General features: G+C 74.1%; 21 protein-coding genes and 1 pseudogene. 12 read left to right on the top strand and 10 right to left on the bottom strand.

Annotated elements, in window-relative coordinates:
* Positions 1 to 59: 59 nt before the first annotated feature.
* From IEZ20_RS25065 to IEZ20_RS25055, 3 genes are all read left to right on the top strand, one after another.
* The gene (locus tag IEZ20_RS25065; RefSeq protein ID WP_189302574.1) at positions 60 to 3,014 is read left to right on the top strand and encodes an AfsR/SARP family transcriptional regulator; all 2,955 of its coding nucleotides are present in this window, start codon (positions 60 to 62) and stop codon (positions 3,012 to 3,014) included.
* Between the two features lie 61 nt (positions 3,015 to 3,075).
* Complete coding sequence (locus tag IEZ20_RS25060; protein WP_189302572.1) at positions 3,076 to 3,999, top strand: aminoglycoside phosphotransferase family protein; 924 nt, start codon at positions 3,076 to 3,078, stop codon at positions 3,997 to 3,999.
* A gap of 245 nt (positions 4,000 to 4,244) precedes the next feature.
* Positions 4,245 to 5,519 (top strand): MFS transporter, encoded by a 1,275-nt coding sequence (locus tag IEZ20_RS25055; RefSeq protein WP_189302571.1) that lies wholly within the window; start codon positions 4,245 to 4,247, stop codon positions 5,517 to 5,519.
* 312 nt (positions 5,520 to 5,831) lie between these two features.
* Here the strand turns inward: IEZ20_RS25055 and IEZ20_RS25050 are convergent, their stop codons facing one another.
* Both IEZ20_RS25050 and IEZ20_RS25045 read right to left on the bottom strand, forming a co-directional pair.
* Positions 5,832 to 6,836, bottom strand: coding sequence for a sporulation protein (locus IEZ20_RS25050; RefSeq protein ID WP_189302568.1), 1,005 nt, complete (start codon positions 6,834 to 6,836; stop codon positions 5,832 to 5,834).
* A gap of 284 nt (positions 6,837 to 7,120) precedes the next feature.
* Positions 7,121 to 7,562 (bottom strand): annotated as a pseudogene (locus IEZ20_RS25045) (GNAT family N-acetyltransferase); the annotation flags it as partial.
* Between the two features lie 169 nt (positions 7,563 to 7,731).
* On the opposite strand from IEZ20_RS25045, the gene IEZ20_RS25040 reads away from it, so the two are divergent.
* Positions 7,732 to 8,745 (top strand): 2-hydroxyacid dehydrogenase, encoded by a 1,014-nt coding sequence (locus IEZ20_RS25040; RefSeq protein ID WP_189302566.1) that lies wholly within the window; start codon positions 7,732 to 7,734, stop codon positions 8,743 to 8,745.
* 32 nt (positions 8,746 to 8,777) lie between these two features.
* Here the strand turns inward: IEZ20_RS25040 and IEZ20_RS25035 are convergent, their stop codons facing one another.
* Positions 8,778 to 9,473: a response regulator gene (locus IEZ20_RS25035; protein WP_189302564.1), complete on the bottom strand. Its 696-nt coding sequence runs from the start codon at positions 9,471 to 9,473 to the stop codon at positions 8,778 to 8,780.
* A 191-nt stretch (positions 9,474 to 9,664) separates the two neighbouring features.
* Here IEZ20_RS25035 and IEZ20_RS25030 point away from each other — a divergent pair, with 191 nt between their 5' ends.
* Positions 9,665 to 10,570, top strand: coding sequence for a universal stress protein (locus IEZ20_RS25030; protein ID WP_189302562.1), 906 nt, complete (start codon positions 9,665 to 9,667; stop codon positions 10,568 to 10,570).
* 35 nt (positions 10,571 to 10,605) lie between these two features.
* Here the strand turns inward: IEZ20_RS25030 and IEZ20_RS25025 are convergent, their stop codons facing one another.
* Positions 10,606 to 11,184: a rhodanese-like domain-containing protein gene (locus IEZ20_RS25025; RefSeq protein WP_189302560.1), complete on the bottom strand. Its 579-nt coding sequence runs from the start codon at positions 11,182 to 11,184 to the stop codon at positions 10,606 to 10,608.
* An 84-nt stretch (positions 11,185 to 11,268) separates the two neighbouring features.
* Here IEZ20_RS25025 and IEZ20_RS25020 point away from each other — a divergent pair, with 84 nt between their 5' ends.
* Positions 11,269 to 11,556 carry a metal-sensitive transcriptional regulator gene (locus IEZ20_RS25020; protein ID WP_189302558.1) on the top strand — a complete coding sequence of 96 codons (288 nt, stop codon included), beginning with the start codon at positions 11,269 to 11,271 and terminating at the stop codon, positions 11,554 to 11,556.
* A gap of 177 nt (positions 11,557 to 11,733) precedes the next feature.
* On the opposite strand, the gene IEZ20_RS25015 is transcribed toward IEZ20_RS25020, so the two are convergent.
* The 4 genes from IEZ20_RS25015 to IEZ20_RS25000 all read right to left on the bottom strand — a co-directional run bounded on the left by IEZ20_RS25015 (position 11,734) and on the right by IEZ20_RS25000 (position 14,994).
* Positions 11,734 to 12,483, bottom strand: a complete 750-nt coding sequence (locus tag IEZ20_RS25015; protein WP_189302556.1) for a sulfite exporter TauE/SafE family protein — start codon at positions 12,481 to 12,483, stop codon at positions 11,734 to 11,736.
* A complete protein-coding gene (locus IEZ20_RS25010; RefSeq protein WP_189302554.1) occupies positions 12,480 to 12,935 on the bottom strand; it encodes a rhodanese-like domain-containing protein in 456 nt (151 codons plus the stop codon). Before IEZ20_RS25010 ends, IEZ20_RS25015 begins: the two co-directional genes overlap by 4 nt.
* A 59-nt stretch (positions 12,936 to 12,994) precedes the next feature.
* The gene (locus IEZ20_RS25005) at positions 12,995 to 14,359 is read right to left on the bottom strand and encodes an MBL fold metallo-hydrolase (protein ID WP_189302552.1); all 1,365 of its coding nucleotides are present in this window, start codon (positions 14,357 to 14,359) and stop codon (positions 12,995 to 12,997) included.
* 179 nt (positions 14,360 to 14,538) lie between these two features.
* A complete protein-coding gene (locus IEZ20_RS25000; RefSeq protein WP_189302549.1) occupies positions 14,539 to 14,994 on the bottom strand; it encodes a cyclic nucleotide-binding domain-containing protein in 456 nt (151 codons plus the stop codon).
* Between the two features lie 420 nt (positions 14,995 to 15,414).
* Between IEZ20_RS25000 and IEZ20_RS24995 the strand changes: the two genes are divergently transcribed.
* Positions 15,415 to 15,912, top strand: coding sequence for a CBS domain-containing protein (locus IEZ20_RS24995; protein WP_189302547.1), 498 nt, complete (start codon positions 15,415 to 15,417; stop codon positions 15,910 to 15,912).
* Positions 15,913 to 16,035: 123 nt separating this feature from the next.
* Here the strand turns inward: IEZ20_RS24995 and IEZ20_RS24990 are convergent, their stop codons facing one another.
* Positions 16,036 to 16,659, bottom strand: a complete 624-nt coding sequence (locus IEZ20_RS24990; RefSeq protein WP_189302545.1) for a TetR/AcrR family transcriptional regulator — start codon at positions 16,657 to 16,659, stop codon at positions 16,036 to 16,038.
* A gap of 294 nt (positions 16,660 to 16,953) precedes the next feature.
* Between IEZ20_RS24990 and IEZ20_RS24985 the strand changes: the two genes are divergently transcribed.
* From IEZ20_RS24985 to IEZ20_RS24970, 4 genes are read left to right on the top strand one after another with little or no spacing between them, the layout of a single operon-like run.
* Entirely contained in the window at positions 16,954 to 17,535 is a 582-nt protein-coding gene (locus tag IEZ20_RS24985) for a (2Fe-2S)-binding protein (protein WP_189302543.1), read from the top strand.
* Positions 17,532 to 18,524, top strand: coding sequence for an FAD binding domain-containing protein (locus IEZ20_RS24980; protein ID WP_189302541.1), 993 nt, complete (start codon positions 17,532 to 17,534; stop codon positions 18,522 to 18,524). The genes IEZ20_RS24985 and IEZ20_RS24980 overlap by 4 nt, the downstream gene beginning before the upstream one ends.
* The gene (locus IEZ20_RS24975) at positions 18,521 to 20,668 is read left to right on the top strand and encodes a xanthine dehydrogenase family protein molybdopterin-binding subunit (protein ID WP_189302539.1); all 2,148 of its coding nucleotides are present in this window, start codon (positions 18,521 to 18,523) and stop codon (positions 20,666 to 20,668) included. Before IEZ20_RS24980 ends, IEZ20_RS24975 begins: the two co-directional genes overlap by 4 nt.
* Positions 20,661 to 21,803 (top strand): XdhC family protein, encoded by a 1,143-nt coding sequence (locus IEZ20_RS24970; RefSeq protein WP_189302537.1) that lies wholly within the window; start codon positions 20,661 to 20,663, stop codon positions 21,801 to 21,803. Before IEZ20_RS24975 ends, IEZ20_RS24970 begins: the two co-directional genes overlap by 8 nt.
* A 167-nt stretch (positions 21,804 to 21,970) precedes the next feature.
* On the opposite strand, the gene snpA is transcribed toward IEZ20_RS24970, so the two are convergent.
* Complete coding sequence (snpA, locus tag IEZ20_RS24965) at positions 21,971 to 22,660, bottom strand: snapalysin (protein WP_189302536.1); 690 nt, start codon at positions 22,658 to 22,660, stop codon at positions 21,971 to 21,973.
* A gap of 181 nt (positions 22,661 to 22,841) precedes the next feature.
* Between snpA and IEZ20_RS24960 the strand changes: the two genes are divergently transcribed.
* On the top strand, positions 22,842 to 23,804 hold the full coding sequence (locus IEZ20_RS24960; RefSeq protein ID WP_189302534.1) for a LysR family transcriptional regulator: 963 nt from the start codon (positions 22,842 to 22,844) through the stop codon (positions 23,802 to 23,804).
* Positions 23,805 to 23,837 lie beyond the last annotated feature (33 nt).

The following is a 23,837-nucleotide window of genomic DNA, read 5'->3' as shown; positions in this document are numbered from 1 at the left end:
TTGAATGCGCAGGTGAGCCCCGCCGACCCCGGGACGGGCCGGCGGCGCGAGGGGGGAGGATGTCCGTGGACTTCGTTCTGCTCGGTGGGATCGAGGCACGCGTGCACGGGGTTCCGGTCGATCTGGGCCCGGTCCGCCAGCGGTCGGTGCTGGGGGCGCTGCTGGTCGACGCGAACGCTCCCGTCCCGACCGCCAGACTCGTGGACCGGGTCTGGGCGGACCGGCCTCCGCGGCGGGCCCACGCCACGCTCTACAGCTATGTCTCCCGCCTGCGCCAGGCCCTGGCCACGGCGAGCAGCGAGGCGCACATCACCCGTCGGACGGGGTCCTACGTCCTGACGGTCGATCCGTCCGCCGTGGACCTGCACCGCTTCCGTGACCTGGTCGCCCGGGCCCGCAGCGCCGCCGCCGACGACCGGGCCGAGGCGCTGTTCGCCCAGGCGCTCGCCCTGTGGAGCGGCGACGCCTTCGGCGACCTGGACGCCCCCTGGTTCAACGCACTGCGCGCCTCATGGAACCGGGAGAGGCTCGCGGCCGAACTCGACCTCACCGACGTCCGGTTGCGGCTCGGCCGGCACACCGAGCTGCTGGTCGACCTCCCCGCACGCGCCGAGCGGCACCCGCTGGACGAGCGACTGGCCGGACAGCTCATGCTGGCGCTCTACCGCGGTGGCCGGCGGTCGGACGCCCTGGCCCACTACCGGCGCGTACAGCGCCGATTATCGGCGGAACTCGGCACCGACCCCGGCCCGGACCTGCAGCGACTGCACCAGCAGATCCTCACCACGGACCCCGCGCTGACCCTGCGCCCCACAGCCCCCGCCCCCACCCCCGTCCCCACACCCGCCGACCCCGCCGTACCCGTCCCCACACCCGCCGTACCCGTCCCCGAACCCGGCCCCGTCCCCACACCCGCCGACCCCGGCCCCGGTTCCGCCCCCGCCCCGAGCGCCCCACGCCCGCCCGCCCTCGTGCCACGTCAACTGCCCCCGCCGCCCGGCCCGTTCATCGGGCGGGCCGGCGAGATCGCGGAACTCGACAAGACGCTCGACGCGGGCGGTGCCCCGGGCGGCACCGTGGTGATCTCCACGATCGGCGGGATCGGAGGCATCGGCAAGACCTGGCTCGCCCTGCACTGGGCCCACCGCAACGCCGCCGCCTTCCCCGACGGTCAGCTCTACGCCGACCTCCGCGGCTTCTCCCCGGCGGGAGACGCCGCCTCCGCGACGGAAGTGGTGCAGGGCTTCCTCCACGCCCTCGGGCTCGGGTCCACGGAGATGCCGGTCGACCTGCCGGGCCGGACGGCGGTCTACCGGAGCCTGGTCGCCGGCCGGCGGATGCTGATCGTCCTGGACGACGCCCGCGACGCCGGCCAGGTCCTCCCCCTGTTACCGGGATCCCCTTCCTGCACGGTCCTGATCACCAGCCGCCGCCGGCTCGCCGGGCTGGTCACCGCCCACGGGGCCCGCCCGCTCGCCCTGGACGTGGTCTCCGCGGCGGAGGCCCGGGACATACTGGTACAGCGCCTCGGCGCAGAACGCCTCGCCCGGGAGCCGGAGGCGGTGGCCGCGCTCCTTCGCTACTGCGCGGGCCTGCCCCTCGCCCTCAGCGTGGTGGCCGCCCGCGCGGGCACGCACCCCGCCTTCCCGCTGGCCGCGCTCGCCGACGAACTCCGCGACCGCGCCGCCCGGCTGGACGCCCTCGGCACCGACGACCCCATCGCCGACCTGCGGGCCGTGCTCTCCTCCTCCTACGACGCCCTCGACCCGGCGACGGCGCGCGTCTTCGGACTGCTCGGCCAGGCACCCGGCCCGGACATCGGCCTGGCCGCGGCATCCGCGCTGACCGCGCTGTCCGCCCCCGAAGTACGGTCGCACCTGCGCCGGCTGGAGGGCGCCCACCTGGTCCAGGAGACCCGTCCCGGCCGCTACCGCATGCACGACCTGGTACGGCTCTACGCCGCGGAACGCGCCGCACAGGACCAGCCCGGCGACACCCTCGCCAACGCGCTGCGCGGACTGGTGGACTTCTACGCCGACACGGCACACGACGGCGACCGGCTGCTGTCGCCGCTGCGCACACCGTTCCGGACGGATCCGCCGGACGCCGACCGGGGCACCCACCCGCTCCCGGACATCGACACCGCCATGTCCTGGTTCAAGGACGAACACCTCTGCCTGCTCGACGCGCACCGCTTCGCCCTGGCACACGGCCACTACCGGCAGGCCTGGCAACTGGCCTGGTCCCTGGACACCTTCCACTGGCGGCAGGGGAACCTGGACGAGCGCGCCGCCATGCTGCGGGCCACGCTCGCCGCCGGGGAGAACATGGGGGACCGCGCACAGCGTGCCCTGGCCCACCGGCTCCTCGGACGCGCCCACGTCGCTCAGGGCCGGCACACCGAGGCCCTGGACCACCTGCGTGTGGCTCTCGCCCTTTTCGAGGAAGCCGACGACCCGGCGGGCAGGGCCCAGACACATCTCAACCTCGCCCTGGCCTGGGAGAAACACGGCGACGACCGGCAGGCACTGGCCCACGCCCTCCTGAACCTGCGGATCCGCAGAAGGCTCGACAGCCCGCCGAGGGAGGCCGAGGCGCTCAACGCGGTGGGCTGGTACCACGCCCGGCTGGGCCACCACCGGCAGTCCCGCCGCTACTGCGAGGAAGCGCTCGTCCTGTGCCGCCGGCACGGGTTCCGCGAGGGAGAGGCCTTCACCCAGGACAGCCTCGGCTACCTCGCCCACCGCACCGGTGACCACGCCCTCGCCCTCACGCACTACGGCCAGGCCCTCGCCCTGCGCCGGGAACTCGGCGACGCCTTCGAGGAAGCGGACACCCTGCTGAGGATCGGGGACGTCTGCGCCGGTCTGGCCCGGTGGGCCCAGGCCCGCACGGCATGGGAACAGGCGCGCTCCCTCTACCTCGCGCAGCGACGCCTCGGCCAGGCCGCCGAGACGGAGGAGCGGCTGGCCCGCGGCGGCCCCCTCCAGGACGGGCCGGCCGGGAAGCCGTAGGCGACGTCCGGGCCGGGAAATCCCGTTGTCCGCGGGCGGCTGGTGGCCTACGTTCCGGGACATGCTGCCGCCGGTGGAAACAGACGAACAGTGGGACGCGGTCGTCCCCGACGAGACGGTCATGCGTCCCGGCGCGGAGGACCTCTGCGCACGCCTCGGCCTGGCCGGCGCACCGCTGACCCGTTTCCCGGACGGGTCCCAGCCGGTCTACGCGGTGGGTGACGAGCACGTCCTCAAGCTGTTCCCCGGCACCGCCGCCCAGGACGGCGTCACCGAGGGCACCGTCCTCACCCACCTCCACGGACGGCTGCCCGTACCGACACCACGGGTGCGCGACTTCGGCCCGTACGAGAACGGCTGGCAGTACGTCCTGATGTCCCGGCTCCCCGGCGAGAACCTCGCCCGCGCCTGGGACCTCGCACCGGACTGCCACCGTGAGCGGTTCGTCACCGAGATCGGTGAAACCCTGGCGGTGCTGCACTCCCTCGACCCCGGCCCCCTCGCCGACGCCGTCGGCCCCGGGGACTGGGGAGCCTTCCTGGACCGCCGGCGTTCCGGTGCCGTGGAACAGCAGTGGGACCGCGGACTGCCGGCCGCGTGGCTGGAACAGATCCCGGACTTCCTCGCCTCCGTCCCGCTGCCACGCGACCCCCACCGTTCCCTGCTGCACACCGAGGTGATGCGGCAGCACTTCCTGGTCGACCCCGACGGCTGGAGCCTGACCGGGTTCTTCGACTTCGAGCCGGCCATGATCGGCGACCGCGCCTACGACTTCGTGGGTGTCGGCCTCTTCGTCACCCGCGGCGACCCCGGCCTCATGACCCGCCTCAGCAAGGCGTACGGCCACACCTTCGACCCGTCCCAGCTGCTCGCGTACACCCTGCTGCACGTGTACAGCAACCTCCCCTGGTACATGCGGGAACTCCACGTACCGGCCGACGCGACGCTGCCGTCGCTGGCGGAGGCCTGGTTCGGCACGGCATGACGCGTCCCCCTGCCGCCCACCGAGGCGAGAGGGATCCCGGGTGCCGCATCGGCGCACGGCCGCCACTCCTGCCCGTGTCCGGATCCCCCGCCCCCTCCACCGGACACCGCCCGACACACCTGACGTCACGCACGCACAGCGGGATCTCCCGAGTCCCCGCCGCCCCTGCCACCGCCCCCGCCTCCCGGCCGATCACGTAAGGCACCGCCGTGAAGTTCCCGCCGCCTCACCGGAAGACCCCGTCCGTGACGAGCACCGCCCCGGACACCCCCACGGGCATACCGGCCCGGCCCGAGGCGCAGCGCCGCATCCTGACGGTCCTGGTCGCCTCCCAGCTCCTCAGCGGCGCCGGGCTCGCCGCGGGCGTCACCGTCGGCGCGCTGCTGGCCCAGGACATGCTCGGCTCCACCGGCCTCGCCGGCCTGCCCAGCGCCCTGTTCACCGCCGGCTCCGCGCTCGCCGCCGTGGCCGTGGGCCGCTTGTCCCAGGCCCGGGGCCGCCGTCCCGGGCTGGCCGCCGGATACCTCACCGGCGCCGTCGGCAGCGCGGGAGTCATCGCCGCCGCCGTCGCCGACAGCCCCGTCCTGCTGTTCGCCGCCCTCTTCGTCTACGGCGCCGGCACCGCCACCAACCTCCAGGCCCGCTATGCCGGTGCCGACCTCGCCGCTCCCGCCCACCGCGCCCGGGCGGTCTCCACCGTCCTGGTCGCCACGACCCTCGGCGGCGTCGTCGGTCCCAACCTGGCCGCTCCCACCGGCGACCTCGCCGGCTCCCTGGGCATCCCGGCCCTGGCCGGGCCCTTCCTCCTCTCCGGCACCGCCTACGCCTCGGCCGCCCTCGTCCTCGCGGTCCGTCTGCGTCCCGACCCGCTGCTGCTCGCCCGCAGCCTCCACCTCCAGCAGCAGGCGGCCGCCGCGGCGCGGACCGCGGGCGACAGCGAACCGGGTCCGGCGCCCGGCCGCGGCCCCGGCCTGATGCCCGGCGCGCTGACCATGATCCTGACCCAGCTCGTCATGGTCGCGATCATGACGATGACCCCCGTCCACCTGCACGACCACGGCCACGGCACCGCCGCCTCCGGCCTCGTCATCGCGCTCCACGTCGGCGCGATGTACCTGCCGTCACCCGTGACCGGCCGGCTCGTCGACCGCCGCGGCCCCACCGCGGTCGCCGCCGCCTCCGGCGTCACACTCCTCGCAGCCGGCGTCACCGCCGCGACCGTGCCCGGCGACTCCGTCGCCCTGCTCGCCGTCGCCCTGGTGCTGCTGGGCATCGGCTGGAACCTGGGCCTCGTCTCCGGAACCGCCATGGTCACCGACGCCGTACCGCTCGCCACGCGCGCCAGGACCCAGGGCCTGGTGGACGTCTCCATCGCCATCGCCGGCGCCACCGGAGGCCTCACCTCCGGCATCGTCGTCTCCACCGCCGGCTACCCCGTCCTCGCCCTCGCCGGCGGCGTCCTCGCCCTCGCCGTCCTCCCGGCCGTCGCCGCCACCGCGGGCCGGCGCTCGGCACCCTGACCAGGTCCCGTGGACGTGCACCGGCGGACGTCGACGGCGAGCCCACCGCAGGCCCGGTGCTGCCGCGTTGGTACGGGCAGTCGCCCAGCCCCAGGCGCCCGCCGCTGCTCACCCCCGACTCAGGGCCGACGACTTCGACATCGTCACGGAGTACGCGCACGGCGAGGCCCGGATCCACCGGGAGCCGGGCCAACGCCACCTCCACCTGCGCTTCACGGACGGTTCGGGGCTCCACCCGGGGCGGCCGACAGCGAGGACGCCGGCCACTTCCTGCAGACGGTCGGCTCCTGACGCGCCGTCCGCTCGCCGGTCTCAGCCCTCGTCGTCCTCGTCGTCCTCGAAGAAGTCGCCGATCTCGTCCACGACCTCGGCCGCGACCATGCCGCCCACGACACCGACGGCCAGACCTGCCGCACCGGCGGCGACCGCCGTGCCGATGCCCGGCCCGGAACGGTGGTGCTCGTGGTGCTCGTGATGCTCGTGCCCGTGATACCCGTGGCCGCCGGCGTACGGATCGCCGTGCCCGTACGCGGCGTGCGAGCCGTACGCGGCCCGGTGCTCGACCAACTGTCGGATCCAGCCGTCGACTTCGGCGTTCCAGTCCCGTGTGTCGTGGTGGCCGACGGTGAACCGGGTCAGCGCGTCGTGGCCGGAGGAGAAGAGGCCGCCGCGCTTGTCGGCCTCCAGGACGACCTCCAGGCCGGCGGGGGAGGCGAGGAAGGTCAGCTCGATCTCGTTGACCTGGTGCGCGTACTGCGGGGCCGGTGTCAGCTCGATCTCCTGGTAGAAGGGCAGCTGCTGGCCCGTGCCCCCGATGCGGCCGTACTCGAGGTCGGCGGACTTGAAGCCGAAGCCCAGCCGGCCCAGCGCTTCGAGGATCGCCTCCTGGGCCGGCAGCGGTCCGACGGTCAGCTGGTCGAGGTCGCCCTTGTCCTTGGCGCCGGCCACGCCCAGCTCGGTGCGCACGCCGAGCACGATGCCCAGCGGCTGTCCGTACAGTTCGGTGACCGGGGTCTCCCAGGGCAGCGTCACGCTGAACGGGACGCTGCGCTGCTCACCCGCCACGAGCCGGAAGCCGCCGCCGACCGTGAACCGGTCGAAGGCGACGACCCCCTCGCTCTCCCCGCCGTCGTGCTCGGCCTCGACTCGCGCCACCAGCTCCAGCGTGATGTGCTCGATGTCGAAGTCGGCGTCCCCGCCCCGCAGATGGACCTGCCCGGTCAGGCCGCGGCCCGGCAGAGCGGGCCCGGGATCGAGGACCGTGTCCACCGAGGGGCCGCCGATGCCGAGTGAGCCGAGCAGCCGTTTGAACACCATCGAGGCGTCCACTCCTTCATGTGCGTATGTCTTCCAGGTCCGTGAGGACGACCGGGAGCACCCCAGTCGTTCTCTACAAGCGAGTAGAAGCATAGGGCTGTTCGAGCACACCACGACGGCGGTGCGGCGGCCCCGGCGCGGGAATGCCCGCGAGAGCGCACTGTCCGACGCCCGGCACGGCCTTGCGGCACAGCGTGCACCGGCCCTGCCGGACGAGCGTCGTCCAGGGAGTGCCGCGGCCCCTCACGGAGTGCGGAAGCCGCGGAAGGTCACGGGTTTCCGGCTCGTGCCTCCGGTGCGGTGCAGACCGAGCTGATCTCCGTCCATCCCGGAGGCCGGAGCCGTTCGCCCGCCATGGCCACCAGCCTGCCGTTGTCGCGGACGCCGAGGTAGGTGCCGAGTTCGTGGGTACGCGGCCGGAACGGGCCGGGCCCGTGCGACCAGGTCGAGCATCTCGGGCACGTCGGACGCACCCAGCTCCACCACGCCGGTGCCGCTCACGGCGTCCGGGTGGTCCGGTCGGCGGTCACCGGACCAGATCATCTGCCGGCCCTCCAGGACGAAGACCGGCTCCCAGTCCGACGGCGGGATCACCGGGCAGCCGAACATGCCGGCGAACTCACCCGGACCGAGCAGCCGGGCCAGGTCGGCCCAGGCCGCCGAGCCGGGGTCGCCGGACACCGCGCAGAAGGCCGCGACGTCCGGCACGTAGGTGCCGGCCCGGCCCCTCTCACCTCACGCGGTCGGCGTCCGTCGTGGCGATCGTCTCATCGTGCGCGGACGCCCCCGGGACAGGGCCGATGGGGTACCTGCCCGGCCCTGTGAGCCCCTGTCCGGGGCCCGGCCACGGCCTACGGTGGTCATCAGACCACCCGAAGCGACGGAAGAGGACCACGTGGAGATCCTTGCGTACGGCGTCCAGTCGGACGAGGAGCCGCTGCTGCGGGAGGCGTTCGACAAGGCGTTCGCGGACCGGCACGAACTGCGCTGTCTGGCACTCTTCCTGGACCGGGACACCGCGCCCACCGCACGCGGCCACGAGGTCGTGCTCAGCAGCGTCAACGACACCCTGGACGCCGGGGTCCTGCGCGCACTGGCCGAGGGCGGCACCCGGATGATCGCCCAGCGGTCCACCGGCTACAACAACATCGACCTCGGCGCCGCCGAGGACCTGGGCCTGTCGGTGGCCCGGGTGTCCTTCTACTCGCCGTACTCGGTGGCCGAGTTCGCCTGGGCCCTCGCGCTCGCGGTCAACCGCCGGATCGTCCGGGCCGCGCACCGCACCCGGGAGTTCGACTTCCGGCTCGACGGGCTGATGGGCCGTGACCTCCGGGGCCGTACGGCCGGCGTGGTGGGCACCGGGAAGATCGGGGCCGCGTTCACCCGGATCGCCCACGGCTTCGGGATGCGGCTGCTCGGCTGGGACCTCGTGGACAATCCCGACTGCCTCGCGCTCGGCATGGAGTACGTACCGCGCGAGCTGCTGTTCGCCGAGGCCGACCTGGTCAGCCTGCACGTGCCGCTGCTGCCGGACACCCACCACCTCGTGGACGCCGGGGCGCTGGCGCGGATGAAGGACGACGCCATCCTGGTCAACTCCAGCCGGGGCGGTCTCGTGGACACCGGCGCCCTGCTGGAGACCCTGCGCGCGGGACGGCTGACCGGCGTCGGACTCGACGTGTACGAGGAGGAGGCCGGCGTGTTCTTCCGCGACAAGTCGCTGGAGGTGATGACCGACGAACGCCTCGCGCGGCTGATGACCTTCGGCAACGTACTGGTCACCTCGCACCAGGCGTACTTCACCCGCGACGCCGTCGCCCAGATCGCGCAGAGCACGGTGGACAACGTCCAGGACCACCTCGCGGGCCGCACCAGCGACAACACGCTGGTCAGGGCCCGGGCAGCCTGAACCGGCGACGTCCCGCCGCGCTCCCGCGCCGTTCAGCCGCCCTCGGAACCGTGCCGGTCCAGGTGGGACGCGAGGACCGCCGCCTGGACCCGGCGCTGGACACCCAGCTTGGCCAGCATCCGCGAGATGTGGTTCTTGACCGTCTTCTCCGACAGGTACAGCCGCCTGCCGATCTCCCGGTTGGTCAGCCCCTCACCGATCAGCGCCAGGATGTCCCGCTCCCGGGGCGACAGCGCGGCCACCTCGGGCGGCACGGAGGGCACCGACGCGGCCGGCTCGGCGCGCAGCGACCGCATGAGCCGGGCGGTCGTCGCCGGATCCAGCATGGACTGTCCCGAGGCGACGGTACGCACCGCCGACACCAGGTCCGAGCCCCTGATCTGCTTGAGTACATAGCCGGAGGCGCCGGCCATGATGGCGTCGAGCAGGGCCTCCTCGTCATCGAACGAGGTCAGCATCAGACACGCCAGCTCCGGCATCCGGTCGCGCAGTTCCCGGCAGACCGTGATGCCGTCGCCGTCGGGGAGACGGATGTCCAGCACCGCGACGTCCGGGCGCAGGGCCGGTCCCCGCGCGAGCGCGTGAGCCGCGGTGTCCGCGTCGCCGACCACACGGATGTCCGGTTCGGTGTCGAGCAGGTCGGCCAGTCCGCGCCGTACGACCTCGTGGTCGTCCAGCAGGAACACGCGGATCGGGTGCTGCTCGTTGAAGGTGCGTTCCTCGGCCATGGCGACCTCGCGTTCCGCGGACGACGGCGGACTGCCGATTCCCCCGGAATTCGAGCATGAGCCGTCGGCGCGGTGACGGCCAGGGCCGACCGGCCCCTGGTGTGTTCCGCCCCCACGGCACACGCTGGAGGGAGCCGGACATCGTGCGGCGCCGGCCGGGGGGAGAGGCTTCCAGCCCGGAGGCGGAGACCATGTCAGCACCTGTCACCGTCGGCCTCGACGATTCGCCCGAGGGCCGGGCCGCGGCCGAGTGGGCGGCGCGGGAGGCACTGCTGCGGGGGCTCCCGCTGAGGATCGTGCACGTCGAGGAACCGGCGCCCACGAGCATCGCCCGGTCCCCGCTGTGGGATCCCGGGGCATACCGGCAGTGGGCCGAGCGGATGGTGAGCGAGTCCGCGGAAGGAATCCGGCTCCGGCACCCCGGTATCGAGGTGGTCGGCGAGCGGCTCACCGGGACCCCGGCCGCCACCCTGCGCGCGGCGGCGGACCTCGCCGAGCTGCTGGTCCTGGGCTCGCGGGGCCGCGGCGCGCTGGGCGGGTTCCTGGTCGGCTCGGTGAGCCTCGCCGTCGTGGCCCGCGCCGAGCGTCCGGTGGTGCTGGTCCGGGCGGGGGAGCAGGCCGCCGACGAGCACGCGAAGGATCCGGCGGGCGTGCCGTCCGCCGCGGCGCCCTTCCGGCCCGTCGTCCTCGGCCTCGACATCGACGCCCCGGACGACGCGCTGCTGGAGTTCGCCTTCGACGCCGCCGCGCGCCGCAGAGCCCCGCTGCGCGTCGTCCACGCCTGGTGGGAGCCGCCGACCTCCTTCCACGGCTTCAGCGATGACGCCGACCTGTACGACGCGCTCGCACGCCAACAGGCCGCCCTCCTCGGCAAGGTGCTCCGTCCCTGGCGGCAGAGGTTCCCGGGCGTCGACGTGATCGCGGCGAGCCGCTGCGGCAGCGCGGCACAGCGCCTCGTGGACGACGCCCGGGACGCGTCCCTGGTCGTCGTGGGCCGGCGTGTCCGTGCCGCGCCCCTCGGCCCTCGTATCGGGCATGTCACCCATGCCGCCCTGCACCACGTCGCCGCCCCCGTAGCGGTCGTGGCACACGACTGACCCGCGGGCCGCCATGACGACGCGCACCGCCCCCGTCAGTGTCGGCGCAGTGCGGCGAGTGTCGCGGCGAGGTCGGCCGGGCGGGGGCGGTTGTGGGGCAGCCTGGCCAGCAGGAGGGCCATGCCACAGGTGTCGGTGAGCGCGGAGAGGACGAGGCCGCCCGCGACGCCGGCGGAGAGGACCTGGAAGGCCGGGTGCACCAGCAGGCCGAGGAGCAGGCCCAGCAGTACCGCGGTGCCCGCGGTGAAGCGCACCTGGCGTTCCATGCTCCAGCCGGCCCGTGTGTCGCGGACGGCGGGCCGCCGCAGGTCGTGCCCGGCCGCGGCCCACGCGTGGGTCCCGCCGGCCAGGGTGGCGGTCGGGACGCCGTGCTCGGCGAGGACCCTGCCGGCGTTCTCCGAGCGCGCGCCCGAGGCGCACACCAGCAGGACCTCGCCGCGGACGGCCGCGTGCCGGATCTCCGGCAGGGCCCGCCGGATCCGGTCCAGGGGGATGTTGAGGGCTCCGGGCAGATGGCCGGAGGCGTACTCACCGGGGGTGCGTACGTCGATGACGGTGAGCTCGTGCAGCCGGGCGTGGGCCTGGTCGGTGCCGAGGGTGAGGGGAGTGGTCATGGCAGAGGTGATCCTTGATCTGTCGCCGCCGTCCCGAACCGGGACGTACAGTACCCCTAGGGGTATGGGTTTCGAGGAGTGATGGTGGAACTGGAGCTTGAGGGCGCGTCCCTGAAGGCGGTGCTGAACCGGCTGCGGCGTGCGCAGGGGCAGATCGCCGGAGTGATCCGGATGATCGAGGAGGGACGGGACTGCGAGGACGTCATCACGCAGCTGGCCGCCGCCTCGCGGGCGCTCGACCGCGCCGGTTTCGCGATCATCGCCACCGGCCTGCAGCAGTGCGTGACCGACATCGAGTCCGGCCGGAAGAACGGCGAGGACACCGAGGCGATGCGCGCGCGGCTGGAGCGGCTGTTCCTGTCACTGGCGTGAGGGACACGCCGGCGCGTGACGGACGCGCCGGCTCGCCGGCTTCCGGTCTGCCGGCTTCCAGTCGGGCGGTTGCCGGTCGGGGGGTTGCCGGTCGGGGGGGTGCCGGTCGGGGGGGTGCCGGTATGTCGGCTTCCGGCCAGGGGGTTTCCGGCTTGTCGGCTCGCGTTCGGGTGGGCGTCACACCAGCACGTCCAGCAGCATGAGGCCGGCCACGGCCAGCAGGACGAGGGCGAAGGCCCGTTGCAGGGTGTCCCCGGACAGCCTCGCCGAGAGGCGCTTGCCGTCCCACGCGCCGAGGACCGCCGCCCCGGCGAAGGGTCCCGTGACGACCCAGTCCAGACCGTCGGCCGTACCGGCGCGCATCGCCAGGGCGGCCAGCGAGTTGACCGTGATGACGAGCAGACTGGTGCCCACCGCCGAGCGCATCCGCATCCCCAGGACACCGACCAGCGCGGGAACCGCGAGGAAGCCGCCGCCGACGCCGAGGACTCCGGTCAGCCCGCCCAGTCCGGCCCCGGCGGCCGCCGCCCGGCCCGGCCGCACGGCGACGGTGCCGTCCGGGGCGGAGGAGCGGGGTCTGAGCATCCGGGCCGCGGCGGCGGCCGCCACCACGGCGAAGGCCACGGTCAGCACGGTGGCCGGAAGGTGCCCGGCGAGCACGCCGCCCAGCATCGCCGGACCGATACCGGCCGCCGCGAACAGCAGCCCCTCACGCCAGCGCACATGGCCGTCACGGGCGTGCGCGGTCAGGGCGGTGGCGCAGGTGAGGGTGACGATGACCAGGCTGGTCGTGGTCGCCGCGACAGGGGTCAGGCCGAGCAGGTAGATCAGGACGGGGACGGACAGCACGCTGCCGCCGCCTCCGAGCGCTCCGAGCGCCAGGCCGATGACGGCGCCGGCGGCCAGGGCGAGTATCACAGTGCTCACGCGACGGTTCCGTTCCCGCTCCGCCCGTCCACGACCGGCAGGCCGGCCTCGGCCCACTCCCGCACGCCGCCCCTGACGTCGACGGCCTCGGCCCCCTGGGCCCGGAGCAGCTCGACGGTCCGCCGCGAGCGCTGCCCCGACCGGCAGATCACGACCATGGGCCGGACGTCCGCCGCGGCGGGCAGCCCGGCACCGGCGGCCGGCGCCGCGAGCGGCGGCGGGACGGTGCCGGGGGCGTGACCGGTCCGGCACTCGTCGGGTTCCCGTACGTCCCTCAGCCCGGCGGCTGCGGCGACCGCCGCCACCCGGCCGTCGTGCCCGGTGCGGGCGGCGGCCTCCCGCACGGTCAGCCGGAGTGGCCCGCCCGGCTCGTGGGGATCGCCGGGGTCCCCCGGGGTGCCCGGCCTGCCTGGATGGCCCGACCTGCCCGCGTCGCCTCTGAAGAGGCCCATCGTGCTTCTCCTTCTTTTCCTCTCGGTCGTCCGGTGCGACTGGTCCGCGGTGGCTGCCGTCAGGGCGTCCGGACGGTGAGCCCGGCCTTCTCGGCCGCGGCGAAGGGGTCGTCGACGGCGACGACGTCACGGCCCGCCGCGTCCAGCACGGAGGAGGCGACGGCGGCGCGCATACCGCCGGCGCAGTGCACCCAGACCTGCCCGGCGGGCACCTCGTGGAGGCGGCGGTGCAGGGTGTGGAGGGGGATGTGGACCGACCCGTCCAGGAAGCCGGACGCCCGCTCGGAGTCCCGGCGGACGTCCAGGACGACCACACCGTCCCCCGGATGCTCCGCGAGGTCGGCGAACGTGGCGCGGGGGAACGAGGCGAGGGCCTCCCCCCGGCGTGCCCAGTGCTCCGGGTCCCCGGTGGCCGCGGCGGCCGGACGGTCGATGCCGACCCGGACCAGCTCCCGTTGCGCGGCGGCGAGCTGTTCGGCGGACTCGGCGAGCAGCGTCACCGGCCTGCCCCACGGAATCAGCCAGGCGAGGTAGGTGGCGAGCTGTCCCTCCGCTTCGAAGTTCAGGGAACCCGCCACATGCCCCTCGGCGAAGGCGACCCGGTTGCGCAGGTCGACCACCCACTCCCCGGCGGCCAGCCGGGCGGCGATCTCCTCGGCGTCCGCGACGGCGGGCGGGGTGAGGTCGACCGGCGCCGGCCCCGCGGCGTTGGCCGGCCCCATGTGGGCGTAGTACGCGGGAACATCGTCCAGGCCGGCCAGCAGGCCGGCGACGAAGCTGTCGACGTCCCGGGTGAGCGCCTCGTTCGAGGTCTTCTCCCTGCCGATCGTGGTGGACCCGCCCTCGGCCTGGCCGGAGGAGCAGAAGCTGCCGAAGCCGTGCGTGGGGAGCACCGCCGTGTCGTCCGGCAGCTCGGCGGCCAAGCGCCGCGCGGAGGCGTGCTGCGCCCGCGCGAGGTCCTCGGTCAGCCGTGGCTCGACCAGGTCGGGGCGGCCGACGGTGCCGATCAGCAGCGAGCCGCCGGTGAACACGGCGACGGCCGTGCCGTGCTCCTCCAGCACGTAGGAGGTGTGGTGCGGGGTGTGGCCGGGCGTCGCCAGTGCGCGCAGGGTCAGGCCGGCGGTGGTGTCGACCTCGCGGCGGTCGCCGTCGTGCACGGGGACGCGGTCGTAGGAGACGCGGGCCCCGGCGGGGACGAGGTAGGCGGCGCCCGTGACGCGGGCCAGCTCCAGGCCGCCGGTGACGTAGTCGTTGTGGACGTGCGTCTCGACGACCTGGGCTATCCGCACCCCCCGGCGTGCCGCCGCCGCGATCACCCGGTCGATGTCCCGCGGCGGGTCGACCACCACGGCCGTCCGCCCGCCGCCTGCCAGATAACCACGGTTGCCGAGCCCGGCCACCTCGATCGTGTCGATGAAGAACACGGGGTGCTCCCTTCCAGTGAAAATTACCCCCGGGGGTATATCTGGACGGTAGCACGATTACCCCGGGGGGTATTTTTGGAGGGGTGGGAGGAGCGTGAGGGGGTGTGCGGCGTGCTGGTCGAGCGGATCTTCGGTCACGCCGGCCGGTCACCCGGCGGGCGTGGCCCGGGACGCGGCGGTCATGTCAGGCCCCCGCTGCCGTAGGGGGCGTAGAGGTCGAGCAGCCGGATCCGGGTGGCGTGCAGCCGCTGGGCGATCACGCGACCCACCCACACCGCCACCGCCCGGCCCAGCTCGGGGTCCGCGGCGCACATCGTCCGCACCGACTCGGCGTCGAACTCCCAGGCCCGTACGGGGCCCACCGCTTCGGCGCCGAGGTGCCACAGGTGCGGAGGGAAGTGCCAGGACCAGCCGACGAGTTCGCCGTTGCCGAGCGACTCGATCACGGCCGGGCGCCGGCCGGGCACGTGCAGGTCGAGGGCGACGGTGCCGGTGCGCACGATCCAGAAGCGGTCGGCGCGCCGGCCCTCCTCGAAGAGGCGGGTCCCGGCCTCGAACGAGACCTCACGGGCGAGCCCCATCAGTTGTTCCCGGTAGACCGGCTCGAGCGCCGCGGTCATGCTGGCGGAGGTCATCACACCGGCTCCCTTCCTGGGATCCTGATCCCAGCCTGCGCGCCGGCGAGTCCCCGCACCACCGGTCGCCCGGGCCCGGGACGGGGGCTCTTCGGCCCATGCGGCGCACCGCGCGCCCCGTCCCGCACGGGGGCCCATCGGCCCCTCGCCTCGGCCTCACCGGCCCATGACGCGCTCGAGGGACCGGTGGAGGGTGGGGAGTGGGTGGTCGGGGAGACGCGGGCGCCGGGCCCGCGCTCCCGGCACCCCTCAGGAGGCGAGTCACCGTGGTGATCCGGTACTGCTGCGGCGTCCCGCTGTTCCGCGCCCTGGCGGTGGTGCCGGGCGGAAGGGGCGGCCATGCCGCCGGCCGGCCGTCCGGGGCCGCTCCCGAGCGGCTTCCCGCCGAACGCGGCCGGTGCTGACCGGGAGGAGGCAGCCGTGGACGAGAGGCTTTCCGTGGGCGCCCTCATGGACGGAGCGCCGTACGCGATCGGCGAGGACGAGACCGTGCTGATGGCCTGGGAGGTGGTCGAGCGGTGCGGGCAGAGCCATCTGCCGGTGGTCCGGCGGGACGGCTGCTGTGCCGGGCTGCTGGACCGCGCCGAACTCGCCGTCGCGTGCGCGGACCCGGCCGTGACGCTGTCCCGCCGCAGGGTGCGCGACCTTGTCCGCGGGCGCCGCACGGTCACGGTCCATGCCGAGGATCCGGCGCCGCGCGCGGCGGCCGTGATGACGGAGGAACGGATCGACGCGCTGCCGGTCACCGACCCCCGCGGCCGGCTGACCGGCCTGCTGACGGCGCGGGACTACGTGGCCGCCGCCGCCGGTCTGCACCGCCGGACCGGACCGGCGCAGCAGGCGCCATGGGTGCGGGCCACGCTGCCCGGGCTGCCGCCGCGCCGAAGGGAGCGGGAGTACGGCATACCGGTTCCGTAGGGCGCGAACCCTCCGCGGGCGTGGGCGTTCCTGAGGTCCGAGCCTCCGTAGCGGGCGAACCCCCGTTCCCCTGGCCGCGGCGCTTCAGGCGCCGGCGGCACCCGTTCCCCTGGCCGCGGCGCTTCAGGCGCCGGCAGCACCCGCGCGCCGTTCGGCCGCCGCCCCCTCACACCGTCCGGCCGCTCCCGTGCGCAGTCCGTCCATGACCAGGTCGAGGAGCCGGGTCGCGCGAGGCCGCCAGTCGTCGCGCGGGTCGAGCTGCCACAGGCCCGCTATGGCGAGGAGGAAGTCGTCCGCGGTGACGCCGGGCCGTACGGTGCCGGCCTCCTCGTTGGCGCGGAGCAGGAGCTCCGCCGCGCGGGCCACCGGCGTGGGGGACGGCTTCGCGGGGCCGCCCGGCGCGCCGGTGACCTGCCGGATCGCGTCGGCCAGCCCGGCCTTGGTCATGGCGAACTCCGACAGCCGGTCCATCCAGGCGCGCAGGGCCTCGTCGGGGGCCCGGGTGTCGAGCAGGCGCTGCGCGCTGTCGGCGACCTGCTGCATTTCGTGGCGGTAGATCTCCAGAACGAGGGACTCGCGGTTGGGGAAGTTGCGGTAGAAGGTGCCCTGTCCGACCCCGGCCTTCTTGGCGATCGCGCTCAGCGGGGCGTCCGCGCAGCGCGACAGCTCGGTGAGGGCCACTTCCAGGATGCGCTCGCGGTTGCGCTGTGCGTCCGAACGCCGGGGTGAGTCCTTCTGCTGAGGCACTCGTCCTCCTCGAGGCGTGGCCAAAACCTCGCCCTTGCTAAGCGGACAGCTGTCCGTTAAGTTTCCAAGTAGCGGACAGCTGTCCGGTCGCGTCCACCATAGCGGCGGACGAGCCCCTACGGCAGTCGTCAGCTGCACTGTTCGGCCCCGGCACCCCCGCACCTTCGCTACGGCCCCGCGGCACAGGCCCGTACGACGCACTCCCCCTCGCCGCCCAGCACGACGCACCTCCCCGCCGCCCAGACCCCGGCTGCAGGTCCTCCGTCTGTCCTGAAATGCGAAAGAAGCTTGCTCATGGCCTCTTCGACGTCCAGTGTCATCACCTTGAAGATCAACGGCGAGAAGTACACACTGCCCGTCGATCACCGCACCACCCTGCTCGACGCCCTGCGCGAGCGGCTCGACCTGACCGGCACCAAGAAGGGGTGCGACCAGGGACAGTGCGGGGCCTGTACGGTCCTGCTGGACGGCCGCCGGTCCGTCGCCTGCCTGCAGCTGGCCGTGGCGGCCGAGGGCCGGGAGATCACCACCATCGAAGGCGTGGCGGACGGCGAGCGGCTGCACCCCGTGCAGCAGGCCTTCCTCGATCTGGACGGTTACCAGTGCGGCTACTGCACACCGGGCCAGATCTGCTCGGCGATCGGGATGATCGAGGAACACGCGGCGGGCTGGCCGAGCGCCGTCACCGAGGACGTCCGCCCCGAAGCGGGGCCGCCGGCCCTGAGTGCCGACGAGATCAGGGAGCGGATGAGCGGCAACCTGTGCCGCTGCGGCGCGTACGTCTCGATCGTCGAGGCGGTGGCCCGCGCGGCGCGGGCCCGGACGGACGAGGGAAGCGTGGAGTCCGGGACGAACGCGAAGGAGACCGTGGCATGAGGGAGTTCGACTACCAGCGGGCGTACGACGTCGCCGGCGCCGTCGCACTGCTCGACGCCGACCCGGACACCCGCTTCCTCGGAGGCGGCACCAACCTCGTCGACCTCATGAAGACCGGTGTCGAGCGGCCGGTACGGCTCGTCGACATCCGTGAACTCCCGCTCGACCGGATCGAGTCGACGCCCGAGGGCGGTCTGCGCATCGGCGCCACCGTCACCAACGGCGACCTGGCCGCCCACCCGGAGGTGCGGCGCCGCTACCCGGCGCTCGCCCAGGCGGTGCTCGCCGGCGCGTCGGGACAGCTGCGCAACATGGCCACGGTCGGCGGGAACCTGCTCCAGCGCACCCGCTGCGGCTACTTCACCGACGTCAGCCGCCCCTGCAACAAGCGGGTGCCCGGCAGCGGTTGCCCCGCCCTCACCGGCGAGCACCGCAACCACGCGATCCTGGGCGCCTCCGAGCACTGCGTGGCCGTACACCCCTCGGACATGGGCGTCGCCCTGGCCGCCTTCGACGCCGTGGTCCACTTCGAAACCGCGGACGGGGCCGGGGAGTTGCCGCTCGCCGACTTCTACCTGCCCGTCGGGGACACCCCGCACCGCGAGACCGCCCTGCCGCCGGGCGCGCTGATCACCGGCGTCACGCTGCCGCCCGCACCGGTGGCCGCCCACTCCCGCTACCGCAAGGTGCGCGAGCGGGCCTCCTACGCCTTCGCCATCGGCTCCCTCGCCGCCGCGCTCGACATCCGTGACGGCGTCGTCCGGGAGGCCCGCCTGGCCTTCGGGGCCGTCGCCTCCCGCCCGTGGCGGGCCGCTGCCGCCGAGCGGGTCCTGACCGGCGCGCCGGCCGGCGCCGAGACCTACGCCACCGCGGCCGACGCCGAGCTGGCGGCGGCTCGGCCGCTGCCGGACAACGGCTACAAGGTGGACCTCATCCGCAACCTCGTGGTGACCGTCCTGACCGAACTCGCCGAGGAGACCGCTCGATGACCACCGTCACCACCGGGACGACCGCGACGACCTCCGTCCAGGCGCCGTCCGTCGGCACCGGCCACACCCGGGTCGAGGGCCGGGACAAGGTCACCGGAGCCGCCCGCTACGCGGCGGAGGTGCCCTTCGCCGACCTCGCCCACGGCTGGCTGGTGCTGTCCACCGTCGCCCGCGGCCGCATCGTCGCCCTCGACACCGACCCCGTGCTCGCCATGCCCGGAGTCCTCGCCGTCCTGGACCACCGCAACGCCCCGCACCTCGTCACCGACTACCACGGCATGCTCGGCACGCCCGACCCGACCTGCGCCGTCTTCCAGCACGACCGGGTGCCGCACCAGGGCTGGCCGGTGGCGCTGGTCGTCGCGGAGACCTCCGAGCAGGCCAGGGAAGCCGCCGAGGCCCTCGTCGTGCGCTACGAACAGGAGCCCCACGACGTCGAGTTCACGGGCGACCACCCCGACGCCTACCCGGTGGACGGCCATATGCCGGCGGTGACGGAGAAGGGGGACCTCGACGCCCAACTGGCGGCCTCGGCCGTCGTCGTGGACGCCGAGTACACCACCCCCGAAGAGCACCACAACCCGATGGAACCCCACGCGGCCACCGCCCGCTGGGACGACGGACGGCTGGAGGTGATCGACTCCAACCAGGGCGTCACCTGGGTCGCCGGCGAACTCGCGAACCTCTTCTCGCTCGACCCGGCCTCCGTGCGCGTACGCTCCGAACACGTCGGCGGCGGCTTCGGCAGCAAGGGCGTCCGTGCCCACCAGGTGGCCGCGGTGATGGCCGCGACCCTGCTGCAGCGACCCGTTCGGGTCGTCCTGACCCGGCGCCAGATGTTCTCCCTGGCCGGGTACCGCAGCCCCACCACCCAGCGGATCCGGCTCGGCGCCGACCCCGACGGACGCCTGCGCGCCCTGGAGCACCGCGCCGTCAGCCGCACCTCCACGGTGTACGAGTTCGTCGAGCCGAGCGCCGGGGTGGCCCGGGTGATGTACGACGCCGACGCCCACCACACCGCCAACCGCGTCGTACGGCTCGACGTGCCGTCCCCGACCTACATGCGCGCCCCGGGCGAGGCACCGGGGTCGTTCGCGCTGGAGGCGGCGCTCGACGAACTCGCCGAGAAGTGCGGGATCGACCCGATCGAGCTGCGCCTGCGGAACGAACCGGAGACGGGCCCGGTGTCGGGTCTGCCGTTCGCGGGCCGCAACCTGGCCGCCTGCTTCCGCGAGGGCGCCCGCAGGTTCGGCTGGGCGGAGCGCGACCGGCGGCCCGGACTGCGCCGGGAGGGCCGTTGGCTGCTCGGCACCGGCACGGCCGCCGCCTCCTTCCCGGCCGGTGCGGCACCGTCGACCGCGACGGCGACCGCGCATCCCGACGGCACCTTCACGGTGCGGATCTCCGCGGCGGACATCGGCACCGGGGCCCGTACCGCGCTCACCCTGGTCGCCGCGGACGCCCTCCGGACGGCCCCGGAGCGCATCCGGGTGCGCATCGGCGACAGCGACTTCGGCCCGGCGATGATCGCCGGCGGCTCCATGGGCACCCGCTCCTGGTCCTGGGCCGTCAAGACGGCGGCCGGCGAACTCCGCGAACGGCTGGCCCTCGGCGCCGACATCCCCGCGGAGGGACTCACCGTGCACTCCGACACCACCGAGGCCCTCGGCGCCCTCACCCCCGCCGAACGGCACTCCTTCGGGGCGCAGTTCGCCGAGGTCGCCGTGGACGTCACCACCGGCGAGGTACGCGTGCGACGCATGCTCGGCATCTTCGCCGCCGGCCGGATCGTCAACCCGCTCACCGCACGCAACCAGTTCCTGGGCGGCATGATCTGGGGCATCTCCATGGCTCTGCACGAGGAGGCGGCCCGGGACCGCGCCTCCGGCGGCCACGTCGGCGCCGACCTCGCCGGCTACCACGTCGCCACCCACGCCGACGTCCCCCGTATCGAGGCCGACTGGATCGACGACACCGACCCCGACGACCCCGTGGGGATCAAGGGCATCGGCGAGATCGGCATCGTCGGTGCCGCCGCCGCCGTCGCCAACGCGGTCTGGCACGCGACCGGTGTGCGCCACCGCAGCCTGCCCATCCGGCCGGACCGCGTCCTGTCGGCCGCCACGGGGGCGACGGATGTTTGACCTGGCCGCACAACTGCACCACTGGATCGAGGAGGGACGCGAGTTCGCCGTCGCCACCGTGGTGTCCGTGGGCGGTAGCGCACCGCGCGGCCCCGGCGCCGCCCTCGCCGTCGACCGGGAGGGCACCGCCATCGGCTCGGTCTCCGGCGGCTGCGTCGAGGGCGCCGTGTACGACCTGTGCCAAGAGGCGCTCCGGACCGGGGAGAGCATCCGCGAACGGTTCGGCTACAGCGACGAGGACGCCTTCGCCGTGGGCCTGACCTGCGGCGGAACCATCGACATGCTGATCACCCCGGTGGTCGGCGAGTCGCCCGCCCGGACGGCCGTCGCAGCGGCGCTGTCGGCCGCTGCCGAAGGCCGGCCGGCGGCCCTCGCCCGGGTCGCCCGCGGCCCGGCCGAACTCCTCGGGCGGGCCCTGCTGGTCCGGTCCGACGGCACGTCCGAGGGCGGCCTCGGAGGCCACCCGGACCTGGACCGGACGGCGGCGCAGGAGGCCCGGGCCCTGCTGGAGGCGGGCCGCACCGGCACGGTGGACGTCTCGGCGGACGGTTCGCACTGCCCCGGCGGCCTGACGCTGCTGGTCGAGTCGAACGTGCCGCCCCCGCGCATGATCGTCTTCGGCGCGGTCGACTTCGCGTCGGCGCTGGCCCGGGCCGGCAAGTTCCTCGGCTATCACGTGACCGTCTGCGACGCCCGCCCCGTCTTCACCACCCGCGACCGCTTCCCGGACGCCGACGAGGTCGTGGTCGACTGGCCGCACCGCTACCTGCGGCGCACCGCGACCGACACGCGTACGGTCCTGTGCGTGCTCACCCACGACGCCAAGTTCGACGTACCCCTGCTGAAGGTGGCCCTCCGGATGCCGGTCGCGTTCGTCGGCGCGATGGGCTCACGCCGCACCCATGAGGACCGCAACCGGCGCCTGCGGTCGGAAGGCGTGACCGAACGCGAACTGGCCCGGCTGCGCTCACCGATCGGCCTCGACCTCGGCGCCCGCACACCGGAGGAGACCGCCCTGTCGATCACCGCGGAGATCGTCGCCGCCAGACGGGGCGGCACGGGCGTCCCCCTGACCGGTTCGGGCACGCCGATCCACCACGAGACCGGGGAGAGCGGCCGGCCGGCCGTCGCCTGAGTCCGGCCCCAGGAGTCGACGGCCGCGTTCGCCCCCACCGTGGCCGAGGCGGTCGTCACACGCACACCCACACGCACACGGGTACGGACCGCGGGCCGGTGCCGCGGTCCGTACCGTGATGAGCGCCCGGGCTGTGGGGGAGCCGCCGGCTTGGGGCGCTCGCGGGGTCAGCCCGCCTTGCCCACCTGCGCGAGGGCCTTGGCGAGGCCGTTGGCCCACAGCTGGTTGACCCGGGCCCGCTCGGTGGAGTTCGGGTACCGGTTGGTGCAGCTCGGGCCCGGCCCGCCGCCCGACATCAGCTCGCTGCACGGGCCGCTGTAGTGGTCGGGCAGGCCCAGCACATGGCCGGTCTCGTGCGCGGCGACCCGGATGGAGTCGTACTGCTGGTTCTGCGTGTAGTCCAGGAAGATGTAGCCGCTGCCGTGGCCGTCGGTGGAGGCGTAGGACCCGCGCGGGTCGCTGCCCTCGTAGTAGGCGAAGTCGCCGCTGCCCGAAGTGGCCTGGAGCTTGACGTTCGACACCGAGCTGTTCCAGATGGAGGCGGCGCTCGATATCTGGGAGCGGAAGCTCGGCGCCTGGGAGGCGTTGTAGTAGACCGTCACCGCCTTCAGGGACGGCTGCTCGGCCTGCCTCTTGGCGACCGACTTCAGCACCGCGTCGAAGAACGCCTTGGTGCCGGCCTTGTCGGCCGTGGCCGTGTATCCGGAGACGGCGGTACGGGCGGGGGTGTCCGCGGTGCTGTTCGCGTTCGCCGGGCTCGCGGTGCCGAGCGCGGCGGAGGCCAGACCGAGGCCGAGCGCCAGGGCCACGAGGCTCCTGGATCTCTTCGGCCCGGTGCTGCTGCGGAACGACGCCATGGGGGGCTCCTTCTCGTCCTGTGGGGTTGAACGATCGGTTGCCAGTGAGTCTCGGGCAGACCAACGGGGCGACGGATGATGGCAATCGGGGATAGCACCGGGCTATCGGTGGCCGACTCGTCCACTTTCATTGGAAGTTGAACATCTGGTGTGGTGCCCGGCGCCGCCCTACGCTCCTCCCATGGAGCTGGAGGTGAGGCATCTGCGCGTTCTCTGCGCCATCGCCGACACCGGCAGCCTGCACGGAGCCGCTCGGCAACTCGGCCTGGCGCAGCCTTCGTTGAGCACGCAGCTACGACGCATCGAGCGCGCTCTCGGTGCCCAGCTCTTCGTCCGCACCCGGACCGGCTGCCGCCCCACCCCCCTCGGGCTGGCCGTGCTGAGCCGGGCCAGACCACTGGTCGCGGAGTTCGCGGCGATCGTCACCGAGACCAGGGCGGCCGCCGCCCGTGCCGCCGGCGGATTCCGGCTGCGCATCGGCGCCACCGCGAGCCGCGCCATCCCGGGCTGGCTGCGCCTGCTCAGAGCCCGGGGCCAGGGCCTCGAACCGACCCTGCAGATGAACGTGTCCGCCAACGCCCTGCTCGGGATGGTCGCCGCCGGCCGGCTCGACATGGCCTTCGTGCACGAGGTCGAGGGCAGTCCGCTGCGCGTCCCCCCGGGCCTCTGCCTGCGCGTGCTGGTCGAGCGCGAACCCCAGTTCGTCACGCTCGCCGCGGACCACCCCGCGGCGTCCCAGCCGGAGGTGGCCCTCGCCGATCTGGCCGGCGACCGCTGGATGGTGGACTCCACGGTCGACGGCGAGTGGGACGGCCTGTCCCGGGTCCTGCGCGCGGCGGGCCTCAACCCCGAGATGCTGCACGGCGACTACCTCACCGCGTACTCCCTGGCCGCCACCGGCGAGGTCGTCACGGTCAGCCAGCCCACCGCCCACCCGCGCCCCGACCTGGCGATCCGCCCGCTGAAGGGCGACCCCATAGGAGTACGCCTCCTGCTGGCGGCCCGCACGGAGACCGAACTGGACGAAGCGTTCCCCGCGCTGGAGGAGGCCTACTGGACCGTCGCCCATGAGGCACCGGCGTACCGGGAGCGGCTCAAGCGGGCACGCGGCGGCGGTGCGGCCTCCTTGGCAGGGGCGTTCTGAGGATGCGCCTGCGGAGCCCGTTTGCGATCAAGG

The organism is Streptomyces cinerochromogenes, assembly GCF_014648635.1.
GTDB lineage: Bacteria > Actinomycetota > Actinomycetes > Streptomycetales > Streptomycetaceae > Streptomyces > Streptomyces cinerochromogenes.
Note: the sequence above shows the minus strand (reverse complement) of the source record. Positions and strands in the feature narration are given on the sequence as shown.